Below are 13,783 nucleotides of genomic sequence, written 5' to 3' on the forward strand. Positions count from 1 at the left end.
CGCGCCGGGCTCACGAGGCTCGGCGATGTACATTTCGCCAGAAACCACGATGCGAGGCCAAAAGGCCTCGCATCGTGGTTTTCAGGGGTTGAAAGAGGGGGGGAGGCACGGCAAGCCGTGCATCGCTCAGGGTGGTGGCAGTTGACTCAGCCCATCCAGCAGGGCGTCGAGCTCCTGTACCTCGCGCTCCCACTGCTGGCGCGACACTGGACCGGTGGCCAGCAGCCCGCACAGTACCGAGATCAGCTCGTCTTCCCGGCTCGGCGCCTGGCCAAGGCTGTCGTTGAGGCGGTCGACCTGGATCGCCAGGCGCAGTGGCTCGTCCTGGTGGCCGATCGGATGGCCCGCCAGGAGCGCCAGGTGCACCCGCAGTCGTGCCAGACGCTCGGCGACTTCCTCCGCTGGAGCAGGATCGCGTCGTGCGGCGTTGCGCTGTGCGTGGGCCTGTTTCAGCGCCGGCGGCAACGATAACGCGGCGGGAATCTCCACATCACTGCAGAGGCGACCGGCGAGGCAGTCATCGTCGGCCTCAAGGTGCTCGAGAATCAGCGGTTTGACCTCGCGCCAACGACCGACGACCTCTGCCACGGAGAGCCGTTCCAGGCGCTCGCGCCGAGCCCGTACGATGCCGGTCCAGCGCTTGCGCATGCCTTCGGTGCGCCGGCCCGAGGGCAGCGGTTCCAGCGCGCTGGCCTCATCCACCGCCTTGTCCAGCCAGTCGGCCTCGCTGCTTGCCGCGGGTTGCCAGGCATCGATGCGGTCGATCAGGGCCTGCATCTGTTCCAGCCGCTCGCGAGCGCGCTGGGCACGATCATCGCGCTCGGCGTCACGCTGGGCGAAGATCTGGTCGCATAGTTGGCGGAATTCTCGCCACAGGGTCTGCTCCTCGCCCTTGGGCGCGCGTCCCAGTTCGCGCCAGCGCTGTTGCAGTGCCTTGGCCTGGTCGGCTCGCTGGCGTGCCGGCAGTCGTGCATCGACCAGCGCTCGGGCCTGGTCGATCACCTCACGCTTGGCGTCGGCGATCTCGTTGGCGCGGCGATCGATCAGCGCCTGCAACTGGTGCCGGATGCGGCCGAAGCGTCGTCCGATGGCCTCAGCGTGATCGCGCGGGACAGGGGCGGTGCGGCGCCACTGTTCCCTGGCCTGGTCGCGGATCTCGCGCAGCGCGTCGGGGTCGGCCTGGGCGGCGGGCTGCTCCAGAAGGGCCTCGATCTGCTCGCACAGCGCTTCGCGTTCTGCCAGGTTGGCCTCGCGCAGGCGCTGTTGTTGTTCACGCCAGGCCTTGAGCGACTCGCGAATACGTTCGGAGGTTGCCCGAAAGCGCTCGGACTGCTCGCGGTTGGCCGCGGCGTCGCCCAGTGCCTTCCACTCCTTGACCAGCTGGCGATGGCGGCGGTCACGGTCACGGTCGGTGAGGGCGGCGTCCTGCTCCAGGGCCTCGATGGCCTGGCACAGTTGCTCGCGCTTGGGACCGGCGACGAAGCCGCGCCAGTCGCGCAGTTCGGCGAGTCGTGCGCCGAGGCGCTTGAGTCGAGACTGCTGGGCGCCGGCCGAGGACGGCAGCTGATCGGCGAGGTGGCGAAGCCGCTGGTGCAGGCGGCTCGCTCCCTTGAAGGTACCCTCGTCGAGCAGCGCCTCGAGACGATCCAGTTCCTCATCGAAGCGTGTGAGCTGGGACTCCGACGGTTCGTCTCCGGAAAGATCCTTCTCCAGGCGAAGATGGTGTCGGGCACGTTCGAGCCTCGGGTCTGGCGGCAGACCTTCGGGCCACTTGCAGTCGCTCACCAGCTGCTTCAGCGCAGCCTCGTCGCCGGCCCTGATGGCTTCCTCCAGCGGCAGGGCGCGCTCGACCAGGCGCTGGTGGGCCTGGTTGATGGCGTCGTAGTTCTTCAAGGCCTTGTCGTAGCGCTGGCGCAGGCCGTCGTCGGCCAGGTGGATCTCGGACAGTGCCTGCCAGCGGTTGGCCATCAACTGCTTCTGAGCGCGCAGGCTGGCCAGGTCCTGTTCACCGACATATTCGCCCTGGTAGAGCGCGGCCAGGCTTTCTTCCAGCGCCATGACCAGTGCCTCTCGGTCCTGGTCGGCCTGCTCGCGGCGCTGTCGGTCGGCACGCAGGGCGTGTTCCTGGGCCTCGTGATCGTGAATCACCTTGCGACAGCGCAGGCTGGCTTCCTGGTAGCGCTGCTCCTGCCCGGCGTCGGGCAGATCCGCCAGTCGAGACCACTCGCGCTCCAGATGGCGGAAGCGCCCAGCGTAGAGGGGCTCCCAGGTGGCGCGGGCGTGCTGCTCGAGACTGGCCAGCAGTTGCTCGCGTCGTTCCCGAGCCTGTTCCACGGCGTCGGCGTCGGCGCGCAGTCGACCCAGGCGTTCCTTGGCGTCGCGCACCACGTGGCGATCCCGGCGGGCCGCCTGGGCCAGCTGCTTGAGACCTTCCTCGGAGGTGACCCGCTCGGCGGCGGCGTGACGTACGGCGGCGATGCCGTTGTCGCAGGCCTGGCGAATCAGGGCGGCCTCGTCATCGAGCCTGGCCAGGGCGGCGAGTCGCAGCTGCTGGTTATCGCCCTGGAGGGCGATCTCCTCGAGCATCGCCGCGTCGTCCAGGGACTCGACGATCTGCTGGCGGCGGCCAAGTTCGATGCCGCCCTGGCGACCGATCAGCAGCGCGATGAGCTGACGATCCAGCTCGCGTGATCCTTTACCCTCGACGCGCAGCTCCAGCAGTCGCTGTGGGTCGTCCAGGCGTCTCGCCGCGGCGAGACGGACGTCGGGCTCGGTGTCCTGGACCAGGGTCTCGAGGGCCTCGCGTTGGCTCTGGGGGTCGAGCCGTTCGGCGGCGTCGCGTCGGACCTGTGGATCGGGATGTCGCCAGCGTGGCGAGAAAAGGCGGCGGAGGAGTCCGGGCATGGGGCTTCCTGCAAAGAAATAAAGAAAGGTGGCGAAACGGCTTCACCATCTTGTTATTGCGCCAGGCAAAGCCGGGCGTCGAGATAGAAAGTTTATCTAAGCATGCGCGCCACCATCAGAAAAGGCCTCAGCGCAGGGCTGTGGCTGATTGGAGACACTGACAGGAGGACAATTGAGGCTTATGATCGGTTGCAGGACCGGGGGCTCTGACTTAGCTTGAGATCATCCCCCGACCAACACCCGACGTGGAGTTCGGCAATGAGCCTCAAAGTGGACAGGGACAGCATGGCGTTTACGTTCAAGGGTGGGATGCTGCCCATGACGGTGATGGAGCTTTCCAGTGCGGATCCCGAGGAAATTCGCGATCAGCTCGCGGGCAAGCTCTCGCAGTCGCCAGCCTTCTTTCAGCACACCCCGGTGGTGCTCAGCGTCGAGAAGCTCGACGAACCTCACCTGGCCCTGGAACGTATCTGTGCGGTGTGCCGGGCGCACAAGCTGCTTCCGGTAGCGGTGCGTGGTGGTGCCGATCCGGTCAAGCAGTCCGCCTGGGCGCTCGGACTTGGCTGGTTCCCCCCCCAGGATGCCGCCCGTGCGCGTACCCTGGAAAGCGTTCCGGTGCAGGAAGACGAAGACGTCACCGTGGTCGAGGAAGTGGAGGCTGACGCGCCTCATGGCGGACGTATCTTTCGTGGCACCGTGCGTTCCGGCCAGCAGATCACCGCTCCCGACGGCGACCTGACCGTGATCGGTGCGGTCAATGCCGGGGCCGAGGTACTGGCGGCGGGCAACGTCCACGTCTACGGTGCCCTCAGGGGGCGTGCCCTCGCTGGCATTCACGGCGACCACCAGGCAGGCATCTTCTGCCGTGAGCTGCATGCGGAGCTGTTGTCGGTGGCGGGCAACTACAAGCGTCTCGAAGATATCGACCCCCAGCTGCTCGGCTCCTCCGTCCAGGTCGTGCTGACGGACGATCAGTTGGGGATCACCGCGTTGAAGTGAGCCTTCAGCCGGGCTTGTGAAGCGCCTTCAGCGGGGCATTGCCGCATCAGCGGGCGCTTTAGCGCGGGACAGCGATTTTTATAAGGCCGTGCCTGGTCACTGCGGTGACCACACAGGACCAACAACTTTACGACGACAGGATGCGACACTTGGCCAAGATCATCGTTGTGACCTCCGGTAAAGGCGGGGTCGGCAAGACAACCAGTGCGGCAGCCATTGCCACCGGGCTGGCACTCAGAGGCAACAAGACGGTAGTGATCGACTTCGATGTCGGTCTACGGAACCTCGACTTGATCATGGGCTGCGAGCGCCGTGTGGTCTACGACCTGGTCAACGTCATCCAGGGCGAGGCCGGGCTGAACCAGGCGCTGATCCGTGACAAGCGTGTGGACAACCTGCATATCCTTCCTGCCTCCCAGACTCGGGACAAGGATGCCTTGACCCAGGAGGGCGTCGAGAAGGTGCTGGACACCCTGACCAAGGACTTCGACTACATACTGTGCGATTCACCCGCCGGTATCGAACGTGGTGCCCAGCTGGCCATGTACTTCGCCGACGAAGCCATCGTGGTGACCAACCCCGAGGTGTCTTCGGTGCGTGACTCCGACCGTATCCTTGGGCTGTTGTCATCGAAGACCCGGCGGGCCGAGCAGGGCAAGGACCCGATCAAGGAGCACCTGCTGATCACCCGCTACAACCCCGGACGGGTCGACCAGGGAGACATGCTGAATCTCGAGGACATTCGCGAGATCCTGGCCATCAACCTGGTAGGTTTGATTCCCGAGTCCGAGGCCGTGCTGAGAGCCTCCAACCAGGGGGTCCCGGTCACCCACGACGACAGCAGTGACGCTGGCCAGGCCTATATGGATACGGTCAGCCGCCTGATCGGAGAGGAGGTGCCCTTGCGCTTCCACGAGTATCAGAAGAAAAGCCTGCTGAGCCGCATGTTCGGAGGAGGAGGTCGCCGGTGAAACTACTCGATTTCCTGAAGCGCGAACGCAAGAAGTCCGCGTCTGTCGCCAAGGAGCGGCTGCAGATCATCGTGGCGCACCAGCGTAGCCAGCGGGGACAGCCTGACTTCCTGCCGATGCTGGAGAAGGAGTTGCTTGAGGTCATCCGCCGTTATGTCGAGGTGGACGACGATGCCATCAATATGTCGCTGGACAGCGAGGACAACTGCTCGGTGCTCGAGCTCAACGTGACCCTGCCGCGCAGCAGTTGATGCAGCGCCTGGTGTTGCTTGAACGTCGTGATATCGTCGATGCCACATCGCCGATGCGATATCGACAATGCCAGCCATCAAGATGACGCCCCTTGGGCGTCTTTCGTGTATTTCCTTCCCGCGCCGGACCCGACCTGTGATCGTGCAGGCTGAGCCCGGCGTTGGCCTGTGCTAGGCTGACGGGCCTTTGACGTACGCGTGGAGACCGCAATCCCATGGCGCAGCCGAAAGCCGCTCCGCTGACCTTTCTGTGGCACGACTACGAGACCTTTGGTGCCGATCCTCGGCGCGATCGTCCCTCGCAGTTCGCGGCCATCCGTACCGACGCCGAGTTCAACGAGATTGGCGAGCCGGTGGAGCTGTTCTGCAAGCCCGCCGATGATGCCTTGCCGCACCCGATGGCCTGCCTGATTACCGGTATCACGCCCCAGCAGGCGAGGCGCAACGGTGTGCCCGAAGCCGAGTTCGCCGGCGCCATCGTCGACGAGATGAGCGTCGCCGGGACCTGTGCGGTGGGCTACAACAGCCTGCGCTTCGACGATGAGGTCAGTCGTCACCTGTTTTACCGCAACCTGATCGACCCCTATGCACGGGAGTGGCAGAACGGCAATTCGCGCTGGGATCTGATCGACGTGGTGCGCGCCTTCCACGCCTTGAGGCCAGAGGGCATCGAGTGGCCAAGGCGCGAGGACGGCAGTCCCAGCTTTCGCCTGGAAGACCTGACCGCGGCCAACGGCATCGAGCATGCCGGCGCCCACGACGCCCTGGCCGATGTACGCGCTACCATCGCCCTGGCGCGACTGTTGCGTGGCGCCAATGCCAACCTGTTCGACTACCTGCTGTCGCTCAGGGCCAAGCGCGAGGTGCGTAAACGCCTGGATACGACCCAGCGCAAGCCGGTGGTGCATATCTCCCGGCGCTATCCGGCCAGCCGCGCCTGCGGGTCTCTGGTGATGCCCCTGGCCGAACACCCGACCAATCCCAATGGCGTCATCGTCTACGACCTGTCGCTGGATCCTGCTGACTTGCTCAGTCTCTCGCCCCAGGAGATTCGTGCTCGGGTATTCGTCAGCAATGACGACCTGGCCGAGGGCGAAAGCCGGATTCCGCTGAAGGTGGTGCACATCAACAAGTGTCCGGTGATCTTTCCGCCCAGTGCGCTCAAGGATGTGTCGGGGCCCCATCAGGGCGAGTACGGCGAGATCGTGGCGCGCATGGGGCTCGAGATGGACGCCTGTCGCGGTCACTACCAGCGGCTGGCCAAGGACCCCGATATCGTCGCCAAGGTGCAGGAGGTGTTCGCCGAGCCACCGCCGGAGCCGCCGAGGGATCCGGACCTGATGCTCTACTCCGGTGGGTTCTTCTCTCCTGCCGACCGCCAGCAGATGGAGCGCGTGCGTGCCATGGATCCCTGGGATCTGGTCGACGCCAGCTTTGCCTTCCAGGACCCGCGCCTGGAGGAGATGCTGTTTCGCTACCGCGCCCGCAGCTATCCGGACACCCTGACCGGCGAGGAGCAGGCGCGCTGGGAGACCTTCCGGTGGGAGCGGATGAACGACTCGGCGCTGGCGAGCCTGACGCTAAAGGACTTCGCGCGTGAAATCGAGCGTCTGAACCAGACCTCGCTGAGCGATCGCGAACGCCAGATCCTCGAGGAGATGGTGATGTTTGTGGAGTCGATCATGCCCGCCCAGGCGTTCGGCTAGGGGACCAGCCTGGCGCAGACGCACGGCGTCGCACTGGTCGTGTCGGGCATCATCAATATGGCGCCATGAATCAGGTGTGATGAAGCGGGTGAAACGACAAGGCCCGACCGGCGATGCCGGTCGGGCCTTGTCGTCACTGCTGTCGGCGGCGGCGTCGCCAGCCGGGCGGGATCGCCCCCAAGCAGGGGGCGATGGGGTGGGCCAGGGCCTTTTGGCAGAGCCCTGTCAGGGTTTGGCCGCCTGGGCGCTGGTGTCCGCCGGCGTCGGTGACAGCGCTTCTTCCTCGTCACCGGGCAGGGCTTCCAGGTCGCCTTTCAACGCCATGACGTCGCTGGGTGCGGCGCCCGGATCGAAGGTCACGTCCACCACTGCGGCGCCACCCAGACGCTGCCAGCTGTCCTTCAGGCTGGCGGCGTCGACCTCGAGCACCGCGGCGGCCAGCCGCTCACGCCTATCGAAGTCGGTGTCGCCGTAGGACAGCGCCTGCCACAGGCGGGTGGTGCGCTCCTCGAGGCCTGAATCACGCTGGGTAATCTCGTCGTGGACCGCCTGGCGATAGGTGGCCAGGGTGTCGTCATCCAGGCTGTCCAGACGCTCGGGCACACGGTCGAGGAAGTCGCTGACCCTGGCCTTGAGCTCGTCGCTCTGGGTGGAGGGAGACTGCACCAGCAGGCTGATGCCCGGAGCGTGCAGCAGCGGTGAGTAGCCTGCGCTGACGATGTACCCGAGCTGCTGTTCGGTACGCAACTGCTGGTAGAAGGGAGTCTCTAGCAGCTTGCCGAGCACCGCGATGCGGGCCTGGGTGGCGATACCCTGGTCCGGCCCCTGCAGGTAGCGAATCAGCAGCGACTCGTCTCGGCTGGAGTCCGGCGTCAGGCTCGGCAGATCCACTGCCTTGAGTACCTGCAGGTCGGTGATGGCGTCCGCGCCAAGGCTGGGCTCAAGCGCCGCGATGGCCTGCTCGGCCTCGTCGCGTGCCAGCGACTCTTCCAGGTTGCCGACCACCAGCGCCTGCAGGTGCAGCTCGTCGAGGAAGCGCTCGCGGAAGTCGCGCAGGTCCTGGGCCTCGAGGTCGGACAGTGCCTCGAGCAGCACCTGGGGGGACCACTGGGGCCGAATCAGCGCCTCGGACAGGGTGCGTTGACCCTGGTGATAGAGCGGATTGCGTGGTGCATTGCCCCATTGCTTTTCCAGGCCGTAGCGTACTCGGGCAACGCTTGCGTCGCGGATCTCACCCTGCTTGAGCTGGTCGATCACCTCCCGTATCACCCTGTCCTGGCGGTCACGCCAGCCGGTGAAGGACAGCGTCATGCCACGTGAGTGGGCATAGGCTTCATACTTCTGTCCCGCCAGACGTGCGGCGTAGAGCTTCTCGTTGAGGCTGTCGTTGAGCCAGCCGGCCAGCAGTTGTGTCAGCACGGCCTGGTGCGGGGACTGGCTGGCGCCAGGGTGCTGCAGGCTGAAGCGCCAGGAGGCCTTGGGCGTATCGTACTCGGCATCGGCCTTGTACCAGGCGTCGGCCTCGGGGGTGTCGATCAGCAGTGAGGGGCGCTCGTCGTGGGCCTCAAGCAGCGCCAGGTCCTCGGCGATAAAGGGATTGGGCTCGGGCAGTGCCAGCCCCGCCAGGGGGTCGGCTGCGGTGTCGGCCAATGGCGTCTCCTGCCAGGCGGTGTCGTAGTAGCGGCTGCGCTGGTCGCCTTCGACCTCGGGGCCGGTGTACAGGCGGATCATGTTGTCGGGGCGCAGCGCATCGAGCCAGCGACGCACTTCCTCTGCGTCGAGCCCGTCCATGCGGTAGCCGGCGCGGTTGACGTCCTCGAGCGGGTAGTGGGTCAGGCTCATGGACAGGCGCATGGCCTCGTCCAGGGCGTTACCGTGCTGCTGGAACTGGAACGCCTGCTCGGACAGGCTGGCCTGCTCGTCGTAGCGCTCCTCGCTGATGCCCTGTTGGCGAATCTGCTCGATGGTGGCAAACAGACTGGCCTGGATGCGATCGAGATGCTCGCGCCCCTCGGGGGTCAGGCTGGCATCCACGGCCAGCAGTGCATGGCGGCCGTCACCTCGGGTGACGCCGGCGGACAGGCCGTCGGCCCAGCCGGCCTCGCGCAGGCGGCTCAACAGGCTGCCGGGTCCCTCATGACCGATCAGGTTGGCGATGTAGCTGGCCGGCTTGTGGCGATAGCTGAGCACGGGGTCGGGCACCGGGAACAGAAAGCTGACGCGGCGAGCGTCGCGCAGCGACTGGGCCTCGGCGGCCAGCGGCAGGCGTGAGCGATCCACCAGTGGGGTGTCGATGACGGGTGCCTCGAGGCCGCGATCGGGCACCTCGGCGAAACGTTCGACCACCAGTGTCTGCAGTTGATCCAGCGGCATCGGCGCCACTACCGCCAGATGCATGACGTTGGCACCGTAGTGGTTGTCGTAGAAGTTCATGACCCGCTCGCGCAGGCTGGGCTCCCCTTCGGGCCGCTCGGCCAGGGTCTCCTTGCTGCCCACCGAGAAACCCACGGTGGGGTTGGCAGGATTGAGCAGGGCGTCGAGGACCTCGTTCTCGCGGCGTGCGTCATCGCGCAGGCGCGCCTGATATTCGGAGTGCACCACGTTGCGCTCGCTGCCCAGGCGGTCGGCGTTGAACAGCGGGTCGATGAAGAACCGACTGAAGCGATCCAGAGCGCCTTCGAAGGCCTCGGGTTCCACATCGAAGAAGTAGTTGGTGTCCAGCGAGGCGGTGAAGGCGTTGTGGCGCCCGCCGTGGCGGCTGATGTAGCCCTGGTAGGCGTCGGGCTCGGGGTAGGCCTCGGTGCCCAGAAACAGCATATGTTCGAGCAGGTGGGCGAGCCCCTGCAGGTCATCGGGATCCTGGGCGCTGCCCACCGACACATTGAGTGACGCCGCCGCCTTGTCGGCCTCGGGATCGCTGACCAGCAGGACGTCGAGGCCGTTGTCCAGGGTCAGTACGCGATAGTCGCGATCATCGTGGGGGCTGACGATCGGCGTCGTGGCGGTGGCCACGTCGGCGTCGGCCTGAGCCGTGGGCGGTTGCTCGCTGGTAGCGGTCGGGGCCGCGGAAGCCTGAGCCAACGGCAGCCACAGGCCGATCAGGGTGGCGACGAGGGCGCTGGCGCCGCGTCGTGTGAGGGTCGAAGCCATCACGTCTCCTTGGAAGTCTGGCGCCACATCTTGCCGATGGGATGGGCACAGGATGGGTCTTGCTCTTGAGGATTGTTCACTCGTCTTGATACCGGAAAAGCGCCCAACAGTTCCCCGGGAGGGGGGCTCAACAGTGACTTGAGGTCCTCGGGATCGCTCTGCGGGTCCAGCCAGGCCCTGGCTTGACCGGGGGCTATGACCGCCGGCAGACGGTCGGTCAGGGGGGCCAGAAAGCCAGGGCTAGGTACCGTGATCAAGGCGAAGGAGTCGTTATAGTCGGTAAGGGTGGTGTGAAACCTACACCATAGTCCGGCCAGCAGCATCGGCCCGCGGTCTGCCCTGGTGATCAGGAAGGGCTGCTTGTAGTTTGGACGCGGCTGCCAGGCGTAGGCGCCGGCTACCGGCACCAGGCAGCGCCGCGCGCGGAAGGCGTCACGGAACATCGGGCGCGAGTCGAGGCTTTCGGCGCGGGCGCAGTGGGGGGCGTGATCGAGCACCTGCAACCAGGGCGGTGTCAGGCCCCAGAAACCGATCCCCAGGGTAGGGCGTCCAGCTTCCAGGCGGATGATCGACAGTGGACGGCGCGGGGCCATGTTGACGCCGCTGATGGCCTGGGCCGGAGCATCGAGGTCGTCGAGGGCGGTCTCGATGGCGCGGGCGGGAATATAGAGACGGCCGGTCATGGGGGCTCCTGCGATCTGGAGGGCCAGCGTACCCAAGCTCCCGGTGTCAGGAAAGCCTTGAGCCCGTTGTTGCGGCGAAGGGGGCATAATGAGCGGTCGAAAACAGTGTTCGATTAATGTATGCTGAACGATACCGCTGAACCTGAAGCCGCCGATGTCCGGCCGCGAGAGAGAAGAGCGATGGCGCGTCCAAGACAGCATGCCCCCGAGGAGCTTCACGCCCAGGTGATGGCCGCCTGCGATGCCTGGCTGGCTGAGCAGCCGGTGCATGCCCTGTCGCTGCGCTCGTTGGCCCGGGAGGTGGGCTGTGCGCCGAGCACCCTGCTGAAACTCTACGGCAGCTTCAACAACCTGCTTCAGCACGTCAACCTGGAAAGCCTCGGTCGGCTGCGCACGGTGATGGAGCCCCTGCTGGTGGACACCACCGAGCCCGAGGCCCGGCTGCGTGCCCTGGCCCAGGGGTACTGGAAGTTCGCCCGCGAAGACGCCCATCGCTGGCAGCTGATGTTCGACTATCCGCTGGCCCAGGAAGGCGAGCTCGATCAGCGCCAGACCGATATGATCGGCGCACTGTTTGCCCGGGTCGAGGGGACCCTGACCGAGTATCAACCGGACCTCGAATCGCTCGAGGCGCAGCGCCTGGCGCGAACCCTGTGGGGCAGCGTTCATGGCCTGGTGCAGCTGGGGCTCAATGATCGTCTTGGCTATTCCCAGGGCGGCGCCTTTGAGGTCGAGGAGCTGCTCGATCAACTGCTGTCGACCACCCTCGCCGGACTCAAGCAGATAGGCCGTGACCAGAGGGGCGATAGACAGGTGAACGACACGCCGTGATCGACGTACTCGTCTGGGGCCTCGTCGGCCTGCTTGCCTGCATCGCTGCCTGGCGCTTCTATCGCGCCCCGGCGGTGTATATCCGACGTTTCGTGTTTGCCTTTATCCATGTGTTGTACCGACTTCGCTTCCAGGGGCGTCGCTTCGTGCCCCCGCGCGGGCCGGCGCTGGTGGTGTGCAATCATGTCAGCTTCATGGATGCGCTGGTGATGGGCGGCGGCAGCCCCAGGCCGCTGCGCTTCTTGATGGATCGCCCGATCTACGAGTCGAAGCGCCTCAACTGGCTGTTCCGCATGGTCGGGGCGATACCCGTGGAGTCGGATCGTCGTGACCCGGGCAATGTGCGTCGCGCCTTGGAAGAAGTCAGCCGCGCCTTGAGAAACGGCGACGTGGTGATGCTGTTCCCGGAAGGACGGCTGACGTCGGATGGTGAGGTCAAGACCTTCCGCCGGGGCCTCGATCTGATCCTGTCGAGGGACCCGGTGCCGGTGATTCCCGCCGCGCTGTCGGGCCTGTGGGGCTCGTGGACGTCCAATCGTCACGGCAAGGCCCTGGCCCATTTCCCCAGGCGCTGCCGCGCCCGGGTGGCGCTCTACTTCGACGAGCCGGTGCCGCCGGGGCAAGCCACCCGTCAGTCGCTGGAGGCCCGGGTGCGCGAGCTCAAGGCCGAAGCCGACCGCTGGGTCGAGACCGGTAAGCCCTGAGGCAACCGCCGCCGGGGTGTGGAGGCTCCGACAGAGGGAAGGTCGGGTTAGGGAAGGGATAACGCAGAAAGGGACGGTCTCGGCCGTCCCTTTCTCGTAAATACCTTGCTTGTCAGTGCTTTGCTTGTCAGTACTTTGCTGGCAAGTACTCTGCTTGCTGGTGCCTTGCTCGCCGGTTCCTTCCCTGCATGTCGCGTCGCGACTGACGTACCTCTGGTCCTTGCGGTGGTCAGTCGTCCGCGTCGGACTCTGCCAGGACGCGGCGAGTGCCGGGCCAGCAGCTGACCGAGGTGATCAGGTTGTCGCGCATTTCGAGGATTTCCATGCGGATGTTGCCGATCTGCAGGCAGGCCGGGCCGTCGGGGAAGGACTCGAGGTGTTCCAGTATCACCCCGTTCAGCGTCTTGGGGCCGTCGGTGGGCAAGTGCCAGCCCAGCGACTTGTTGATATCACGGATATTGGCGGTGCCGTCGATCACGTGGCTGCCATCGCTCTGGGGCAGCATGTCCTGTTCCTGGCCGGCCACGTCGGTGGTGAATTCACCGACGATCTCCTCGAGGATGTCCTCCAGGGTCACCAGGCCCTCCACGTCGCCGTACTCGTCCACCACGATGCCAATGCGGCGCTTCTGCTTCTGAAAGTTCAACAGCTGGGTGTGCAGCGGCGTCGATTCGGGGATGAAGTAGGGCTCCCGCGCTTCCTGCACGATGGCCGCCTTGGTCACCTCGCCTCTGGACAGGAAGCGGGCGGCATTGCGCAGGTGCAGCATGCCGATGATGCTGTTGATGTCGCCCTTGAACACCGGCAGCCGGGTGTGCTGGCTGGTGCGGATCTGGGTCAGGATATCCTCGAGACTGTCGTCGAGATCGATGCCGACCACCTCATGGCGCGGCACCATGATGTCGTTCACGGTGACATTCTCGAGATCCAGAATCGACAGCAGCATGGCCTGGTGGCGATGGGGAATCAGGGTGCCGGCCTCGTGGACCACGGTGCGCAACTCGTCGCGGGTGAGGTTGTCACCATTACCGTCGATATTCTTGACGCCAAGCAGCCTGAGCAGGCCGTTGGAGATCACGTTGACCACCCACACCAGCGGATACAGCAGCTTGAGCAGCGGCTCCAGGATCATCGAGGCGGGGTAGGCGATGCGCTCCGGCTTCACCGCAGCAAAGGTCTTGGGGGTGACCTCGGCAAAGATCAGCACCACGATGGTCAGGATCGCCGTGGAGATGGCGGGTCCGCTGACATCGCCAAAGAAGTGGATGGCGATGATGGTGGCGATGGAGGCCGCCAGGTTGTTGACGAAGTTGTTGCCGATCAGGATGACGCCGATCAGCCGGTCGGGACGCGCGAGCAGGCGCATCACGCGCTTGGCGTTGCGCTGTCCGCTGTTGGCCTGGTGGCTCAACCGATAGCGGTTGATCGACATCATGCCGGTCTCGGAACTGGAGAAGAAGCCCGATAGGGCAATCAGCAGAAAGAGCAGGCCGAACAGCAGGCCCACCGGAAAGTCGTCGTTCAAGACGTGAAATCCTTGGTCGCGAGTAGGGGTCGAGTTGTAGGGGGTCGGGCCGGGAGTGT

10 protein-coding genes are annotated in these 13,783 nt (G+C 65.5%); 6 read left to right on the plus strand and 4 right to left on the minus strand.

Translation table 11 applies throughout. The features are described from left to right. Positions 1-126: 126 nt before the first annotated feature. The gene (locus tag NFG57_RS02375) at positions 127-2,904 is read right to left on the minus strand and encodes a DUF349 domain-containing protein (protein WP_348815280.1); all 2,778 of its coding nucleotides are present in this window, start codon (positions 2,902-2,904) and stop codon (positions 127-129) included. A 258-nt stretch (positions 2,905-3,162) separates the two neighbouring features. On the opposite strand from NFG57_RS02375, the gene minC reads away from it, so the two are divergent. The 4 genes from minC to sbcB all read left to right on the plus strand — a co-directional run bounded on the left by minC (position 3,163) and on the right by sbcB (position 6,831). Then, complete coding sequence (gene minC / locus NFG57_RS02380; protein ID WP_045991343.1) at positions 3,163-3,903, plus strand: septum site-determining protein MinC; 741 nt, start codon at positions 3,163-3,165, stop codon at positions 3,901-3,903. Between the two features lie 149 nt (positions 3,904-4,052). Then, positions 4,053-4,874, plus strand: coding sequence for a septum site-determining protein MinD (minD, locus tag NFG57_RS02385; protein WP_045991342.1), 822 nt, complete (start codon positions 4,053-4,055; stop codon positions 4,872-4,874). Beyond that, positions 4,871-5,125, plus strand: a complete 255-nt coding sequence (gene minE, locus NFG57_RS02390) for a cell division topological specificity factor MinE (RefSeq protein WP_045991341.1) — start codon at positions 4,871-4,873, stop codon at positions 5,123-5,125. The genes minD and minE overlap by 4 nt, the downstream gene beginning before the upstream one ends. Positions 5,126-5,340: 215 nt before the next feature. After that, positions 5,341-6,831: an exodeoxyribonuclease I gene (gene sbcB, locus NFG57_RS02395; RefSeq protein WP_348815281.1), complete on the plus strand. Its 1,491-nt coding sequence runs from the start codon at positions 5,341-5,343 to the stop codon at positions 6,829-6,831. A gap of 225 nt (positions 6,832-7,056) precedes the next feature. On the opposite strand, the gene NFG57_RS02400 is transcribed toward sbcB, so the two are convergent. Together NFG57_RS02400 and NFG57_RS02405 are read right to left on the minus strand one after the other, a co-directional pair. After that, on the minus strand, positions 7,057-9,981 hold the full coding sequence (locus NFG57_RS02400) for an insulinase family protein (RefSeq protein ID WP_348815282.1): 2,925 nt from the start codon (positions 9,979-9,981) through the stop codon (positions 7,057-7,059). Further along, positions 9,981-10,664: an SOS response-associated peptidase gene (locus NFG57_RS02405; RefSeq protein WP_045991338.1), complete on the minus strand. Its 684-nt coding sequence runs from the start codon at positions 10,662-10,664 to the stop codon at positions 9,981-9,983. Before NFG57_RS02405 ends, NFG57_RS02400 begins: the two co-directional genes overlap by 1 nt. A 180-nt stretch (positions 10,665-10,844) precedes the next feature. Between NFG57_RS02405 and NFG57_RS02410 the strand changes: the two genes are divergently transcribed. Both NFG57_RS02410 and NFG57_RS02415 read left to right on the plus strand, forming a co-directional pair. After that, positions 10,845-11,495, plus strand: a complete 651-nt coding sequence (locus NFG57_RS02410; protein ID WP_108131203.1) for a TetR-like C-terminal domain-containing protein — start codon at positions 10,845-10,847, stop codon at positions 11,493-11,495. Between the two features lie 41 nt (positions 11,496-11,536). Further along, positions 11,537-12,199, plus strand: coding sequence for a 1-acyl-sn-glycerol-3-phosphate acyltransferase (locus NFG57_RS02415; protein ID WP_260425391.1), 663 nt, complete (start codon positions 11,537-11,539; stop codon positions 12,197-12,199). Between the two features lie 229 nt (positions 12,200-12,428). On the opposite strand, the gene NFG57_RS02420 is transcribed toward NFG57_RS02415, so the two are convergent. Then, positions 12,429-13,724 carry an HlyC/CorC family transporter gene (locus NFG57_RS02420; protein WP_124804951.1) on the minus strand — a complete coding sequence of 432 codons (1,296 nt, stop codon included), beginning with the start codon at positions 13,722-13,724 and terminating at the stop codon, positions 12,429-12,431. Between the last annotated feature and the right edge of the window lie 59 nt (positions 13,725-13,783).

The organism is Halomonas sp. H10-59 (genome assembly GCF_040070555.1).
GTDB classification, from domain to species: Bacteria; Pseudomonadota; Gammaproteobacteria; order Pseudomonadales; family Halomonadaceae; genus Halomonas; species Halomonas litopenaei.